At 63.3% G+C, this 15,324-nt stretch carries 9 protein-coding genes and 1 tRNA gene; 7 read left to right on the top strand and 3 right to left on the bottom strand.

Annotated features, from left to right (window positions below; genetic code table 11):
* Nucleotides 1–3 precede the first annotated feature (3 nt).
* On the bottom strand, nt 4–1,065 hold the full coding sequence (locus NW852_RS09030; RefSeq protein ID WP_414426663.1) for a DUF1611 domain-containing protein: 1,062 nt from the start codon (nt 1,063–1,065) through the stop codon (nt 4–6).
* A 5-nt stretch (nt 1,066–1,070) separates the two neighbouring features.
* Nucleotides 1,071–2,120, bottom strand: coding sequence for a dipeptide epimerase (locus NW852_RS09035; protein ID WP_414364466.1), 1,050 nt, complete (start codon nt 2,118–2,120; stop codon nt 1,071–1,073).
* Between the two features lie 178 nt (nt 2,121–2,298).
* Here NW852_RS09035 and NW852_RS09040 point away from each other — a divergent pair, with 178 nt between their 5' ends.
* The 6 genes from NW852_RS09040 to NW852_RS09065 all read left to right on the top strand — a co-directional run bounded on the left by NW852_RS09040 (nt 2,299) and on the right by NW852_RS09065 (nt 14,615).
* The gene (locus NW852_RS09040; protein ID WP_414364468.1) at nt 2,299–4,353 is read left to right on the top strand and encodes a GspE/PulE family protein; all 2,055 of its coding nucleotides are present in this window, start codon (nt 2,299–2,301) and stop codon (nt 4,351–4,353) included.
* A gap of 160 nt (nt 4,354–4,513) precedes the next feature.
* Nucleotides 4,514–5,656 carry a type IV pilus twitching motility protein PilT gene (locus tag NW852_RS09045; RefSeq protein ID WP_414364470.1) on the top strand — a complete coding sequence of 381 codons (1,143 nt, stop codon included), beginning with the start codon at nt 4,514–4,516 and terminating at the stop codon, nt 5,654–5,656.
* Nucleotides 5,657–5,827: 171 nt separating this feature from the next.
* The gene (locus NW852_RS09050; protein ID WP_414370916.1) at nt 5,828–7,054 is read left to right on the top strand and encodes a type II secretion system F family protein; all 1,227 of its coding nucleotides are present in this window, start codon (nt 5,828–5,830) and stop codon (nt 7,052–7,054) included.
* Nucleotides 7,055–7,104: 50 nt separating this feature from the next.
* On the top strand, nt 7,105–11,829 hold the full coding sequence (locus tag NW852_RS09055) for an alpha-2-macroglobulin family protein (RefSeq protein ID WP_414426664.1): 4,725 nt from the start codon (nt 7,105–7,107) through the stop codon (nt 11,827–11,829).
* Nucleotides 11,830–11,954: 125 nt separating this feature from the next.
* On the top strand, nt 11,955–13,586 hold the full coding sequence (locus NW852_RS09060) for an alpha-D-glucose phosphate-specific phosphoglucomutase (RefSeq protein WP_414364477.1): 1,632 nt from the start codon (nt 11,955–11,957) through the stop codon (nt 13,584–13,586).
* Between the two features lie 117 nt (nt 13,587–13,703).
* Complete coding sequence (locus NW852_RS09065; protein WP_414370911.1) at nt 13,704–14,615, top strand: alpha/beta fold hydrolase; 912 nt, start codon at nt 13,704–13,706, stop codon at nt 14,613–14,615.
* Here the strand turns inward: NW852_RS09065 and NW852_RS09070 are convergent.
* On the bottom strand, nt 14,612–15,073 hold the full coding sequence (locus NW852_RS09070; protein WP_414364481.1) for an HHL1-like protein: 462 nt from the start codon (nt 15,071–15,073) through the stop codon (nt 14,612–14,614). The two genes, NW852_RS09065 and NW852_RS09070, sit on opposite strands and share 4 nt — an antisense overlap.
* A gap of 132 nt (nt 15,074–15,205) precedes the next feature.
* Between NW852_RS09070 and NW852_RS09075 the strand changes: the two genes are divergently transcribed.
* Nucleotides 15,206–15,279, top strand: a tRNA-Pro gene (locus NW852_RS09075).
* Nucleotides 15,280–15,324 lie beyond the last annotated feature (45 nt).

The raw sequence follows: 15,324 nt of genomic DNA on the forward strand, positions 1-15,324 counted from the left end.
GGGTTAGCCGGCTGCCAGGATGGCGTCCAAGAGGGGATCCGCCCCAAAGCGCACCACGTCAGTACAGGGCCGGCCCGTCTCCGCTTCCACCTGGCGGATCTGGGCCAGGGCAGCCTCCTCCTCCCAGCCAAAGGTATTGAGGGCCACCCCCACCACCGGCACGGGGGCAAAGGCACCGGCAGCTCTGGCCACTTGTTCGTATAGCTCGATGACCTTGGGCAGGGGAGGGATGGGTACGTAGTCCATCCCTTTGATGTGGGTCTGGCCAGCCCGGTGTACCAAGATCAAGTGGGTGGGCTGGGATCCCCGCAACAGGGGCAGGGTTGCTGTAGAGGCGGGGTTGAGCAGGGATCCCTGGCCTTCAATGTGCAGAATGTCATGGTCAAGGCCGTGGCGCAGCACCAGTTGCTCCACGGCACCGCTGGCGTAGTCCACCCGCACCGCATCTAGGGGCACCCCATCGCCACTGATGAGGATCCCGGTCTGCCCAGTAGCGAGAAAGCGGGAGCGCAGGCCGCGCTTCAGGCTGGCTCGGTGCAGTTCCAGGCTGGTGGACATTTTGCCCACGGCCATGTCGGTACCCACGGTCAGCACCCGCCGGCAGGGGAGGGAACAGGCCAGGCCTTTCCCTACCCCAAGACCAGGAGGTTCGCGGCGAATGTCCCAGATCCAGGCTCCCGGCTGCAGCCACTGCCGCAATTGGGGATCCTCGGCCAGAGGCGTGTGGAGACCATTCACCAGAGATAGGCCGGCCTGCAGGGCTTGGCAGAGCTCCTCCCGCCACGCTGGGGGCAACTGGCCGCCGGAAGGGGCAATCCCAATCACCAGCACCTCGGGGTTGTAAACCAGTGCCTCTTGCACCGAGGCCACGATGGGAACATCCTGGGCAATGCCGGTTAACTGGGCCAGGGATCCCCCCGCCTGCTCCCGGTCGATCACCGCCGCCACCGGAAAAGGCCCATAGCGCAGCAGCCCCAGCCCTGTTTTGCCGTGCTCCCCCAGCAGGCCGCCGTGGAGCAGGATGGCCACCCGAGTTTGGCTGGAGAGGGATCCCACCTGCTCCACGGTACCTACTCCCGCAGCTCTACCCCTAAGCCCGGTCGGTCGGTGGGGATAAGACAGCCCTCCTGCAGCAGGGCTCCGGAAAAGGGATCGTCGATGAGATTGAGGTGGCTGTCCAAGTCCAGGTAGTCCACCAGCGGCGCTAGGTGAGCCGCCGCCGTATTGCCCAGAGCGGTGTTGCTGTAGCAGCCCAGCATTACCTGTAGCCCATAAGCTTTGGCGGTGTGGATCATGCGCCAGGCTTCGCTGAGGCCGCCGCACTTCATCAGCTTGATGTTAATGCCGTGCACGCGATCCGCTAGGGCAGGAATATCGCGGCTGTCGAAACAACTTTCATCCACAAAGATGGGCAGCTTCGACTCGTGCCACAGGGTGATCAGCTTCGCCTCCTGTCCCCTCTCCAAGGGCTGCTCCAGGTAGCTCACCCCTTGCCCCGCCAGCCAATTGCTCATGCTCAAGCTCTGTTCTACCGTCCAGGCGCCGTTGGCATCCACGGTAATCAGGGATCCCAGTGGGATCACCTCCTGCACAGCAACCAGCATGTTCTGATCGGCCATCAGCCCCAAGTCGCTGCCCAGCTTGATCTTAAAGGCCCGCGCTTGGGTCTGTTCCATCCAGGCCAAGGCCCGCTGGCGGGCCGCCTGAGGAGTAGAAAGGCCAATGGTCAAAGTGGTGGGTGGGATGCGGGAGCGATCCAGTCCCCACAACTGCCAAAGCGGCATCCCCAGCCGTTTGCCCATCCAATCGTGCAGGGCCATGTCCACCGCCGCCCGCGCCGCCGAGGGGATCCCGGCCCGCAGCAGTTCCGCCTCAATGAGCTGCCGCTCCCAGGGGGAATAGCGCCGCAGGATCCCCTGCGCCATCTCCAGACCCATCAAGATATCGTCCACAGACTGGTGGCAGTCATCGCTCACCGAGAAGGGACAGGCCTCCCCCCAGCCCTCAATCCTCTCCTGCTCGATCCGCACCCAGGCCAGAGTGGCCTCTGTATGAGTGCCGCGGCTGAGGGTGAGGGCATAGCGCTTGTGAACCGTGAAAGATTCAACGTAGAGCCGCATGGGCGATTTCCAAGAGATCAATCCTGAGCACGTTGAGCCAACTTTGTCCTTTGAGGTTTTCCCTGCCTCCCTAGTCAGGCTGTGGAGGACAGGCGCAGCTCTGCGTGTCTTTACCGTTGCTCCTAGAGGTTAACTGCAGCCATTATCATATGAGCACAGCTTAGGTGGCCCCAGTAGCATGAACGACCTTCCTCTTCCTCTAACCCGTCGCAGCGCCTCTAGTAAAGCCCTAGCTGTTGCCAATACCAGCATCACCCCCTTTGGCCGCAAGCTAAAAGAGCTGGGCTTTGCCGACGACAAGCAAATCCAGGACATCCAAAACGCCCTCAAAGCCAATCGCGAAGGGGGCAGCAAGGCCCTAGCTCTGGTGGTCAAAGAGATTGTTGGCAGAGAGATCACCCCCGACCTGGAGCGGGCCTACAAGCGGCAGCAGCTCTTTGAGCTAAAAATCATCTACGGGATCCCCTCCCTCGACATCGATCTGGAGCCGGTGGAGATCTCGGAGATGAGCGGGCTCATCGACTCGCTCTTGCCCCTTGATATTTGCAACCGCTACAAGTTCTTGCCCATCCGCCGCCAAGACAACCAAGTGCTGGTGGCAATGGTTAAGCCGGATAACTTGCAGGCGCTCGATGATATCCAGCGGCGCTTCCGTATCCAGGGGCTGAAGCTGCAGCGGCGGGTCTTCACCCAGCGGGATTTCGAGGTTCTGATCAACCGCTACATGGACGCGCAGGCGGAGCTGCTGGCCATCAAGGGCATCAACGACGCGGCTGCCGCCCAAGAGGAAGAAGAGGTGGTGGTCAATACCGCCGAGATCGACCTGGACAGCATCGAGGACGTCGCCGTCGATGAGGCCGGCGAGGGATCCCTGGAGCAACAGCTCAAGTCGGCAGACGATGCCCCAATTATCAAATTGGCCAACCAAATCCTGATTAAGGCACTGCAGGACGGGGCGTCGGACATCCACATCGAGCCGCAAGAAGAATACCTGCGCATCCGCTTCCGCAAGGACGGGGTGCTGCGGCAGGCTTTTGAGAACTTTCCCAAAAAGGTTGTCCCCGCCCTTACCGCCCGCTTCAAAATCATGTCCAACCTCAACATTGCCGAGCGGCGCTTGCCCCAGGACGGGCGGATTCGGCGGGTCTTTAAAGGGCGCAAGGTGGACTTCCGCGTCAGCACCCTGCCCTCCCGCTATGGGGAGAAGATCGTGCTGCGCATCTTGGACAACTCCGCCACCCAGCTCGGCCTGGACAAGCTGATCACCGACCCGGAGACCCTGGCCAGCTTCAAGGAGGTTGTCAAGCGACCCTTTGGTTTGATCTTGGTAACCGGGCCCACCGGATCCGGGAAAACCACTACCCTCTACTCAGCTCTGGCAGAGCTCAACGATCCCGGCATCAACATCAGCACCGCCGAGGATCCCATCGAGTACTCCCTGCCGGGGCTCACCCAGGTACAGGTGATCCGCGAAAAGGGCATGGACTTTGCCATGATCCTGCGCGCCTTCCTGCGGCAAGACCCGGATGTCATCCTGGTGGGGGAAACCCGCGACCACGAGACGGCCAAAACCGCCATCGAAGCCTCCCTCACGGGCCACCTGGTGCTGACCACCCTGCACACCAACGATGCCCCCGGTGCTATCGCCCGCTTGACGGAGATGGGGATCGAGCCGTTCATGATCTCCAGCTCGCTGTTGGGGGTGCTGGCCCAGCGCTTGATGCGCCGAGTATGTACCGAGTGTCGGATCCCGTATCACCCCACCCCCGAAGAACTGGCCCGCTATGGCCTCAGCCTCAGCGGCGACAGCGAGCAGGTGACTTTCTACAAGGCCAACAAGCTCTCTCCCAAGGAAGTAGAGCAGCGCAAAGCCACCGGCAAGCCCATCTGCGAGAAATGCGGGGGCGTAGGCTACAAAGGCCGAGTGGGGGTGTACGAGTTCATGCGCATGAACGACCGCCTGGCCGAGTTGATCAACAAGGGGGCTCCCACCGAGGTCATCAAGGAAGCGGCTGTCGAAAGCGGCATGAAGACGCTGCTGGCCTACAGCTTGATGCTGGTGAAGCAGGGTCTGACTACGTTGGAGGAGGTCGATCGGGTTATCCTCACCGACAAGGGCTTGGAAACCGAGTTAAAGGCTCGTGCTAAGGCCCTTAGCACCTGCCGCAACTGTGGTGCCGCGCTGCAGGTGGAGTGGATGGATTGTCCCTACTGCCTGACGCCGAAGTTTTAGGCAAGCCGCCTAGCTCTTGACGCCGCCAGGGTGCTGATTATAACAGTCCTATACGAGTCCCAGAGGGTTGCCTCTGGCCCAGCTTTAGAACGGTTTTTCATCGACAACTCCCAGGTCGAACACAGACTGACCCAGCTTACTGATTGGAGACACCAGCCCTATGCCACAACTAATGATCGAAGACCTGATGGAAGAAATCGTCCGCAGGGGCGGTTCTGACATCCACATCTCCGCCGGTTTGCCCCCCTACTTCCGCATCAACGGCGAACTCCAGCCAACGGAGCACGAGCCCCTTACCCCTGAGGAGGTGCAGCGGCTCATCTTTAGCATGTTGAACAACACCCAGCGCAAACACCTGGAGCAAAACTGGGAGTTGGACTGCTCCTACGGCGTGCGCGGGATCGGTCGCTTCCGCGTCAACGTCTACCGGGATCGCGGCACCTATGCCTGCGCGATGCGGGCGTTGGCTTCGGAAATCCCCAACATCGACAAGCTAGGCCTGCCGGATGTGTGTAAGGAGATGGCTCGCCTGCCGCGGGGTCTGGTGCTGGTGACCGGCCCGACGGGATCCGGCAAGTCCACCACTTTGGCCGCTATCATCGACTTCATTAACCGCGAGCGAGCCGAGCATATCCTTACCATCGAGGATCCCATTGAGTACATCTACACCCCCATCCGCAGCATCATCCACCAGCGGCAGTTGGGGGAAGACACCAAGAGCTTTGCCAACGCCCTGCGGGCGGCCATGCGGGAGGATCCGGATGTGATCCTGATCGGGGAGATGCGGGATCTGGAAACCATCCAGTTGGCCATTACCGCCGCCGAGACCGGCCACCTCTGCTTTGCCACGGTGCACACCAGCTCTGCTGCCCAGACGGTGGATCGCCTGGTGGACGTGTTCCCGCCGGAGCAGCAGCAACAAATCCGCGTGCAGCTCTCCAACTCCCTCAAAGCCGTCTTCTCGCAAACTTTGGCCCGCCGCCTCAACCCCAAGCCAGGAGAACCGGGGCGGGTGCTGGTGCAGGAGATCATGGTGGTGACGCCGGCCATCGCCAACTTGATTCGGGAGGGCAAGACCGCCCAGATCTACTCGGCCATCCAGACAGGGGGTAAGCAGGGCATGAAGACCCTGGAGCAGGATCTGGCCAACCTCTACCTGCAGGGCAAGATCGACTTCGATACGGCCATGTCCAAGACCTCTCGCCCTGAGGAGTTGCAGCGACTTTTGGGCAACGTCACCGGGCCATCGCCAGCCGCGGCAGCTCAACACCAGCGGCCCGCAGCGGCTGCCGCCCGTCGCTAAACGCTGGCTCCAGGGATCCCTGGCTGAGAGTTCCTCGCCAACCTCTGGCCGCCGGCCCCATTTGTAGCTAAGCTCTAGCTGAAGAGAGCGTCGGTTTGTCTAAGGTTGCGAGACTGAGCCAAGGGCTCCCATTCCGGCGTGTCGAACTAACGATCCAAGCAGGGGTAAGCCATGCCGCGCTACAAGGTTCGGGGGCTAAAGGCCGGTCAGCCGGTGCGCCTGACAGTGGTGGCCAACAACTTGACCGAGGCCCGCGCACGGCTGCGCCGCGAGGGCATTTTTGCCAAACAGGAAGATATCCAGGAAGAAAAGCCCTTCTTCTCCCTGGATACCTCTTTTGATTTCTCGATGATGGGATCCATCGACATTCGCGACAAGGCGGTGTTCTCGCGGCAATTTGCTGCCCTGATCAACGCCGGCGTGTCGATGGTGCGCTCCCTAACCATTATGGAGGAGCAGACCGGCAACCCCAAGCTCAAGAAATACCTGCGGGCGATTCGAGCGGAAGTGGAGGCGGGGAAGAACCTGTCCGATTCCATCCGCCCTTATCCGGATGCCTTTGACGGCCTCTACTGCAGCATGGTGCAGGCGGGGGAGGTGGGCGGTGTACTCGACGAGGTGCTCAACCGGCTGGCCAAGCTGCTGGAGGACATGGATCGCCTGCAGAAGCAGATTAAATCGGCCATGACCTACCCGGTGGTGGTGACCATTTTGGCCGTCTTAATCTTTTTGGGCATGGTGCTGTTCATCTTGCCCACTTTTGAGAGCATCTACAACGATTTGGGGGGGGAGCTGCCCGCCTTTACCCAGTTTTTTATCAACATCAGCAAGTTCCTGCGCACCCCCCAGTACAGCTTGGGCCTGGTGGGCTTTTTGGTGGCGGTCTTTTTTGCTTTCCAGCGCTTTTACCGCACCCCCGCTGGCAAGGAGACCATTGATGCTCTGGCTCTCAAGCTCCCCATTTTCGGCGACCTGATCCAGAAATCGGCGGTGGCCCGTTTTTGCCGCACCTTTGGGGCCCTCACCCGCTCCGGGGTGCCGGTGCTGACTTCTTTGGAGATCGTGCGCGACACTTCCGGCAACCAGGTGGTGGCCAACGCCATCGACGCTGCCCGCCAATCCATCTCAGAGGGGGGGCAGATCGCGCCGGCCCTGGATAAGGCCAAGGTCTTCCCAATCATGGCCATCCAGATGATCAGCGTGGGCGAAGAGACGGGGGAGCTGGATGCCATGTTGATGAAGACGGCGGACTTCTACGAGCTGGAGGTGGAGGAGGCGGTGCGCGCCCTCACCAGCCTGCTGGAGCCGCTGATGATCGTGATCTTGGGCGGGATGGTGGGCTGCATCATCGTGGCCATGTACCTGCCCATGTTCAACGTGTTTGAGCTGGTGAAGTAGCGACTGAATCCCCAGGGCAACCAGAACCCATCGGGAGGAGGAAGGGATCCATGCTGCGGCGGTGGTTGGTGGCCCTGGTGGTGTTTTTGGGAGTGGGGCTGGCGGTCTTGCTTTCGGAACAGCCGACGGGATCCCTGCTGGGGCGGGTGGAGCTGCCGGCAGGGGTGGCGCCGGGGAACGTCCAGGTGATTGCCGCCGGCCCGGTGAGCCGCAGCATCAGCCCGTCTGCGGAGGGCGAGTACCGCCTGGAGCGGCTGCCCGTTGGGGAATACCGGGTGACGGTGCGGGGATCCGGCCTAGAGACGGTCTCCAGCGAGAGACCCGTGCAGGTGCGGGAAGGGGCGATAGCTTCTGCTCCTCTCCTACGCCCGCAGCTTCTGCCCCCCAGCCTCTACCTCTACAGCCCCAGCTCGGTGTTCACGACCGCAGAGCCGGCACGGCTGCAGTGGCGGGCCAGTGGCCTGGGAGCGGTGCAGTTTGCCCTCTACCGCTTTTCCCTGGCTGATTTGGAAGGATCCCCTTTCTTGCGGGATCTGGCCGATGCTGGCTATGGATCCCTGGCTCCGGATTTGTATTCCATCCTGCGAGGAGAGCTGGTGCGCCGTTGGCAGCAGCCACTGGGGGGAGAAGAGCTGACCCGCACCCTGGAGCTGGGGATCCTGCCGCCGGGGGCCTACTGGCTGGAGGCGGAAGGCCAACAGCCGCGGCAGGCGGCGGCACCGCTGCCTTGGGCGGGAGAGTGGCTTTTGGTGAGTGATCTTGGCCTCATCCAGAAACAGGATGCCAGCCAGTTGGTGGTGCAGGCGGTGCATTTGCGGGAATTGCGTCCTCTGCCGGGGATCCAGATCCAAGTTTTCGGGGAGCGGAGGGATCCCCTCATTGCCACCACCGACGAGGAGGGGCTGGCCCGGTTTAGCTTGCCGACAGGGGAGAGATCCTCGCTGGTGGTCTATGGCCACAGCGCCGACAACACGTTGCAGGCTTTGTCCCGCAGCTATGCCTATGGCTGGAACCAGCCCCACCGCATCTACGCCTACACGGATCGTCCCCTCTACCGCCCCGGCCAGACGGTCTATTTTCGCGCCCTGGTGCGGGAGCACGACCGCCTCACCTCGGCAGGCCAGCCGGTGCAAGTAACCCTCACCGCCCCCGACGGCGATGTGCTGGGCGAGCAAACCCTGGCCACCAACGCTTTCGGCAGCGTCCACGGGCAGTTTCAATTGCCGGAGGAAACCCCCCTGGGCAGCTACGGCCTGGAGTGGCGGGTGGCCGGGCCGCAGGGATCCAGCCGCGAGTACACCGCCTTCGAGGTGGGAGCCTACCGCAAACCGGAGTTTGAGGTGAGGGTGGTGCCCGACCGGCCTTGGCTGGTGCGGGGGGGATCCCTGAAGGTACAGGTGGAGGCCGAGTATCTTTTCGGGGCGCCGGTGGCCGCTGCCCAGCTTCGCTACTGGGTTTACAGCAGCCCCGACTGGAGCCTGCGCTACGGGCTGTTGCCTCATTCGGGGGCAGAAGACTATTTTGCCGGCGACCTGGGAGAGGAGCAGGGCTACTACGGCGGCTACGGGGGGCTGGTGGCGGAAGGAGCAGGGGTGACGGATGCCCAGGGGCGGGCGGAGTTTCGCCTGGAGCGCCTGTTGCAGGATCTGGACTGGGAGGAAGACAGCTACTGGGGCCCGCAGGAGGTGCAGCAGTTGCGCATCGAGGTGGAGGTGAGTGATATCAGCCGCCGCAGCGTGACCGGAACGGCACGGGCCTGGGTGACGGCCGGCCAATTTGCCCTCTTTGCCGAGGCCGATCGCCACCTGCCCGCTCCAGGGGATGTCATCACCTACCGGCTGCAAGCCCGCGACTACGACGGCCAACCGGTCAGCACCGCCGGGGAGCTGAGCCTGGAGCGCTGGCGCTGGGATCCCCAGAGCAGCGTCTACCGACGGCAAGCCACTCTGCTGCGGCAATCTTTTCAGGTTGTCAACGGCGAGGGCAGCCTGGTTCTGCGCCTGCCCGCCGACCTGCAGCCGGGAGACTACCGGGTGCGGCTGACGGCCCAGGATCCCCGCCGCCACCGCGTGCAGGAGGTAGACCATCTCTGGGTGGTGGAGCCGGGCAACCCCCTGCCCAGTTGGGGATCCCTGCCCAGCCTGGAGGTGGTGGCGGATCGCCAGATCTACGAAGTGGGGGAAGAGGCCCAGCTCCTGATCGTCTCGCCGCTGCCGGATCTGCCGGTGCTGGTGGGTCTGGAGGGATCCCGGCTGCACCAGGTACAGGTGCTGCGCCTGCAGGGGCATACGGCCACCCTGCGCCTGCCCATCCGGGAGGAGTATCGCCCCAACCTCTACGTCACCGCTACCGTCCTCGGCCCAGAGCGGCGGCTGTACCAGAACGAGGCTCTGCTGCGGGTCTCGCCGTTGGATCGCTTTTTGCAGGTGGAGCTGCAGACGGATAAACCCACTTATCAACCAGGGGAGACGGCCCAAATTCAAATCCGCACCCGCAACGCCCAAGGGCAGCCGGTCAGCGCCGAGGTGGGGTTGGGGATCGTGGACAACGCCCTCTACCTGCTGCGGCCCGACTTCACCCCCGATATCCGCCGCTTCTTCTACGGGCGCCAGGACAACCAAGTTACCACCACCACCTCTTTCCCTCAGCAATACCCCGGTGGTGCCGACAAGCTGGCCGGCCAGGTGCGGGAAGACTTTCGCGATACCGCCGCCTGGTTCCCGGATTTGGTGACCGATGCCGATGGCTTAGCCCAGGTCCAGGTGCGCTGGCCGGACAACCTGACTACCTGGCGCTTGACCGCCCGCGCCGCCACCGCCGACACCCAGGTGGGCTCCGCCCTAGCCACCGTCGCTGTCAGCAAAGACCTCTTGGTGCGCCTGGCCACCCCCCGCTTTTTCCGGGTGGGGGATCGGCTCACCTTAGCGGCCATCGTGCAAAACCGCACCGGTCAAGCCCAAGCAGTGGAAGTGGGGCTGGAAGTGCCCGGAAACCTAGAAGTGCAGGGCCCCCAACGGCAACGCCTGACCGTGCCCGCCCAAGGGGCGGAGCGGGTGGAATGGCCGCTGCAGGTGCTGGGGGCCGGCGATAGCCCTGTGCGGGTTTGGGCGCAAGGGGAGGGGCTGCAGGATGCGCTGCAACTGCGGATCCCCAGCCAGCCCTTGGGAGCAGTACACCGCTTCTTCCAAACGGGGCGGCTGCAGGCGAACAGCCTTGAGCTGCCTTTGGATTGGCCGGCCACTTGGGTGCCGGGATCCCGACACCTGCATCTGGAACTGGCCGCCAGCCCGGCAGCGGAGCTTTTGGGGCCGTTGGACTATCTCGTGCAGTTCCCCTACGGCTGCACCGAGCAGACCTTGAGCCGCTTTTTGCCCGCCTTGGCGGTGGCCCAGGCCAGCAAGCAGTTGGGCTTGAACCTGCGCTCGCCCACCCTGGAGCGGCTGCCGCGGGTGGTTCGAGCCGGCCTGCAGCGGCTGGAGGACTCCCAGAACTATGACGGCGGCTGGGGCTGGTGGGCCTACGACACCAGCAACCCCTACCTGACCGCCTACATCCTGCAGGGCTATCATCTCGCCCAGGCCGCTGGCTATGCCCTCAAGGAGTGGCGGGTGCAGCAGGCTTTGGAGTACCTGGCTGGGCAGCAGTTCCAACCCCTCTCCCCCGATCTGCGGGCCTTTGTGGCCTACAGCCTGGCCCTCTGGGATCCGGCGCTGGTGACTGCTGAGCTGCCGCCGCCGCCGCAGCTTTCCACCTTTGGCCTGGCCTACCGCGGGCTGGCCGCCCTGCAACAGGGCCAGCGGGATCCCGCCCAAGCGGCTCTGGATGAGGTTCTAGAGCGGCGGCAAAGGGATCCCCAGGGGCGCTGGTTTCTTCCTGCCGCCTCCGCCCCGCCGACCGGGGAGCGCTCCACCTACGACGACCTGGAGGTGGCCGGGCCCCTCTTGCAACTGGCCGTGCGCCTCCAGGATGGCCGCGCCGGCGAGATCGCCACCGCCCTTCTCCAGCAGCGGCAGGACAACCGCTGGCGCACCACCAAAGCCACCGCCGATGCCCTCCTGGGCCTGGTGGCCTACTACCAAGCCCAGCAACAGCAACAGCCCGACCCCGGCCAGGTGCGGGTGTTGGAGGAGGTGAGCGGAGCTGAACTGGCACGTTGGCAGGCCGGCGCTGCGGATCCCCGCCAGGTGCTGGACTGGGACGACGCCGAAGTGAGCACCCTGCGCCGCCTGCGCTTAGAAAAATCCGGCACCGGCCCCCTCTACTACAGCTTGAGGGGAGAAGCTTTTGTTCCCAACCCTCTGCCCTCTCAAAGCCAAGGCTTTGCCATTAGCCGCAGCTACTTCCGCCTACAGCCCCAACCCCAAGCCAACGGAGAGATCCGCTACCGAGAACAGCTCCTGCGCCCCGGCGAGGCGGTGCGCGCCGGCGAGGTGCTCCTGGCCCGGTTGACGGTGGAAGCTGAGCGGGATAGCCACTATGTGGTGATCGAGGATCCCTTGCCCAGCGGCGCCGAGATCACCTCCCAGGATCCGCGGCTGCTCACCGGCTCGGCCCCCGACTACTGGTGGGACTGGTTTTGGACCCATCAAGAAAACCGCGACGACCGCGTGGCCTTCTTCAGCACCGAGCTCAGGCAGGGCCGCCACGAGTTCGTCTACCTCTTCCGCCCGGAGATCCCCGGCCAGTTCCAGGTGGCCCCTGCCCTTGTCCAGGAGATGTACGATCCCAGCCGCTATGGCCGCAGCGCCGGCCAGGCGCTCAAAGTCCTGCCCTGAGCCTGGCGGCAAGGGATCCTGAGGCAGCAAGCTACAGCAAGAGGCGACAACCAATCCCCAAGAGCGGGCAGAAGAGCAGGGCTGGGGATGAGATAGTAGAGGGGCAAGCAGAGTTTCGGCAGCTTATGACCCTCCGCACCGTGGCCACCATCCCTTTTCCTGACCAAAAGCCGGGCACCTCCGGCCTGCGCAAGCCGGTGCAGGTGTTCCAGCAGCCCCACTACCTGGAGAACTTTGTCCAGTCCATCTTTGACGTCCTCGAGGGATCCGCTGGCCAAACCCTGGTGGTGGGCGGAGACGGGCGCTACTACAACCGGGAAGCCATCCAGATCCTGCTCAAGATGGCAGCAGCCAACGGCATCGGGCGGGTGCTGCTGGGCCAGGGCGGGATCCTCTCCACGCCGGCAGTCTCCCACCTTATCCGCAAATACGGGGCCTACGGCGGCATTATCCTCTCGGCCAGCCACAACCCCGGCGGCCCCCAGGGAGACTTTGGCATCAAGTACAACATCGGCAACGGCGGCCCTGCCCCGGAGAAGGTGACCGAGGCCATCTACGCCCGCACCCAGCAGATTCGGGAGTACCGCATCCTGGAAGCCCCAGATGTGGATCTAGACCGCTTGGGAGAGCAGCGGCTGGGATCCCTGACGCTTTCCGTCATCGACCCAGTGGCCGACTATCTGGGCCTGATGCAGCGCCTGTTTGATTTTGACGCCATCCGCGATTACCTGGCCTCTGGGATCCGTATCGCCTTCGACGCCATGCACGCCGTCACCGGCCCCTATGCCCGCACCATCCTGGAAGAGTGCCTGGGGGCAGCGCCGGGCAGCGTCCTCAACGGCCAGCCCCTGCCGGACTTTGGCGGCAGCCACCCGGATCCCAACTTGGTGCATGCCCGCGCCCTGGTGGAGCTGCTGTTTCGGGAGGACGGCCCGGATTTCGGCGCCGCCTCCGATGGCGATGGGGATCGCAATATGATCCTGGGCCGCCAGTTCTACGTAACTCCCAGCGACAGTTTGGCCGTGCTGGCGGCCAACGCCCAGCGAGTGCCCGGCTACCGGGAGGGACTGGCCGGGATCGCCCGCTCCATGCCCACCAGCCAGGCGGCAGACCGGGTGGCAGCCAAGCTGGGGATCCCCTGCTATGAGACTCCTACCGGCTGGAAATTTTTCGGCAACCTCCTGGATGCCGGCAAAGTGACCCTCTGCGGCGAGGAGAGCTTCGGCACCGGCTCCAACCATATCCGCGAAAAAGATGGCCTCTGGGCTGTCCTCTTTTGGCTGAACATCCTTGCTGTGCGACGCCAGTCGGTGCGGCAGATTGTGGAAGAGCACTGGCGCACCTACGGGCGTACCTTCTACTCCCGCCACGACTACGAGGGGCTGCCGGTGGAGGTGGCCGAGGAGCTGATGGAGCACTTGCGGCGCTCCGTGACAAGCTGGGTGGGGCAGCACTTTGGCTCCCAGACGGTGGCCTATGCCGATGACTTCAGCTACACGGATCCGGTGGACGGCAGCACCAGCCACAACCAAGGGATCCGCATTGGCTTTGAGGATGGCTCCCGCATCGTTTACCGCCTTTCCGGCACCGGCACCCACGGGGCCACTCTGCGGGTGTACTTGGAGCGATTTGAGCCGGATCCCAGCCGGCATGGCCTGGATCCCCAGGTGGCCCTAGCCGAGCTAATCCAACTGGCGGATCACTTCGCCCAGATCCGCGCTCGCACCGGTCGGCAGCAGCCGGATGTGGTTACCTGAGAGTCTTGCCGAGAAGCCAGATCTCCTCGGAGAAAGGGATTGGGGGCGATGGCCCGCAGAGAAGGACACTCAGAGTCGCGCTAGGATGAGGAGGTAGGGACCCACATTTTTCTGGCTGTGTTCACTGCTCCTCCTGCTAGTTTGGCAGCCGATTCCATTGCCCCTTTTGCTCCCCAAACCTGGAGCTGGCGGGGTCACGCCATTCGCTACGTCGTCCAGGGATCTGGCTCCCCACTGATTTTGGTGCATGGCTTTGGGGCCTCCATTGGCCACTGGCGGCACAACATCCCTGTGCTAGCGGCGGCGGGATACCGGGTTTATGCCCTGGATTTGCTGGGGTTTGGCGGCTCGGCCAAGCCAGTTCTTGCCTACAGCCTAGAACTGTGGGCCGAGCTGCTAGCAGATTTTTGGCAGCAGCACGTGCGGCAGCCGGCAGTGTTTATTGGCAATTCCATCGGCGCCCTACTTAGCCTGCTCATGGCCGCCCAGCACCCACAACTGACTGCAGGGGCAGTGCTGCTTAACTGTGCCGGCGGCCTGAACCATCGCTCCCACGAGCTCAGCCCGATGGCCCGCGTTTTCATGGCCACCTTCACTGCTGTGGTGGCCTCGCCAGTCACGGGGCCACTGCTGTTCAATTGGGTGCGGCAGCGGCAGCGGATCCGCGCCACCTTAGAACAGGTGTACTGCAACCCTGCGGCCATCACTGATGAGCTGGTGGAGATCCTCTACGCCCCTTCCTGTGATGTGGGAGCGCAGCAAGTGTTTGCGGCCATTCTCACCGCTCCCCCTGGCCCCACCCCCGAAGCGCTGCTGCCCCAGGTGCGCTGCCCGCTGCTGGTGATCTGGGGCGAACGGGATCCCTGGACACCTATTGAACGGGGCCGCGGCTTTCAAAACCATGTGCAGGGGATCGACTACCAATTTTTCCCTCTTCCCGAGACGGGCCATTGTCCCCATGACGAGCGCCCAGAGATCGTCAACCCCTTGATTTTGAGCTGGCTACCCAAAGCCTTTGCCACGGCTTAGCCTTTCTTGGAGGCTTGGGTAGTTCTTTTGCCCAGGCCCAGCCACCTGCGCACCCTGTCTATCCAGCTCTGAAGGGGCGAAGGCTGGGGCCGGACTGCCACCTGAATGGGCTCATCTTGAAACTCTTTGTCCTTAAGGCGAAAGCCAAACTCCAGCTCGTCTTTGACTTTGCTAAGACGGGGAAAGAGGCGGACGGCTGCTTTTTTGAGCTCTTCCTCGTTTTGGAAGATGGCCTGATGGATGGCGCTGGAGCGACTGACCGCCAGGGATCCCACGGGTAGCCAGGGGTTGGGTTTGCCGGGCTCAGCTTGGCGGCGCCGGGCAAAAATGGCGAACTCCGGCATCCCCTTGGCTTTCAGCTCATCGTAGCGTTTGGCGGCTTCCTTGCGCTTAGCCGTGTTGGCCTTGGCCGGTTTTTTCTCTGGCTTGGATTGGCTGAAACCCTTGGTCTGACTCATACTCCGGTAGGGCAACGGTGGATCTCCATAGCTTAGCGCAGAACGACTCCCGCTTGGCCGGGGATCCCTGCTCCCACCCGCGGGAAGACAGCATGCATGGCATGCTATACTTACAAAGCTTTGGATTGACCTCGGGATGTAGCGCAGCTTGGTAGCGCACTTCGTTCGGGACGAAGGGGTCGCAGGTTCGAATCCTGTCATCCCGATGGGGGTTAGCCCTCAGCAGTTGCTGGAGGCAGTAGGTGCTGGAG

Source organism: Synechococcus sp. H60.1 (genome assembly GCF_047462335.1).
Lineage (GTDB): Bacteria > Cyanobacteriota > Cyanobacteriia > Thermostichales > Thermostichaceae > Thermostichus.

What these genes read in the sequence shown, in the direction of transcription:
- NW852_RS09045 (WP_414364470.1), top strand. Translation starts at nt 4,514, where the DNA reads ATGCCACAACTAATGATCGAAGACCTGATGGAAGAAATCGTCCGCAGG.
- NW852_RS09060 (WP_414364477.1), top strand. Translation starts at nt 11,955, where the DNA reads ATGACCCTCCGCACCGTGGCCACCATCCCTTTTCCTGACCAAAAGCCG.
- NW852_RS09055 (WP_414426664.1), top strand. Translation starts at nt 7,105, where the DNA reads ATGCTGCGGCGGTGGTTGGTGGCCCTGGTGGTGTTTTTGGGAGTGGGG.
- NW852_RS09040 (WP_414364468.1), top strand. Translation starts at nt 2,299, where the DNA reads ATGAACGACCTTCCTCTTCCTCTAACCCGTCGCAGCGCCTCTAGTAAA.
- NW852_RS09050 (WP_414370916.1), top strand. Translation starts at nt 5,828, where the DNA reads ATGCCGCGCTACAAGGTTCGGGGGCTAAAGGCCGGTCAGCCGGTGCGC.
- NW852_RS09070 (WP_414364481.1), bottom strand. Translation starts at nt 15,073, where the DNA reads ATGAGTCAGACCAAGGGTTTCAGCCAATCCAAGCCAGAGAAAAAACCG.
- NW852_RS09035 (WP_414364466.1), bottom strand. Translation starts at nt 2,120, where the DNA reads ATGCGGCTCTACGTTGAATCTTTCACGGTTCACAAGCGCTATGCCCTC.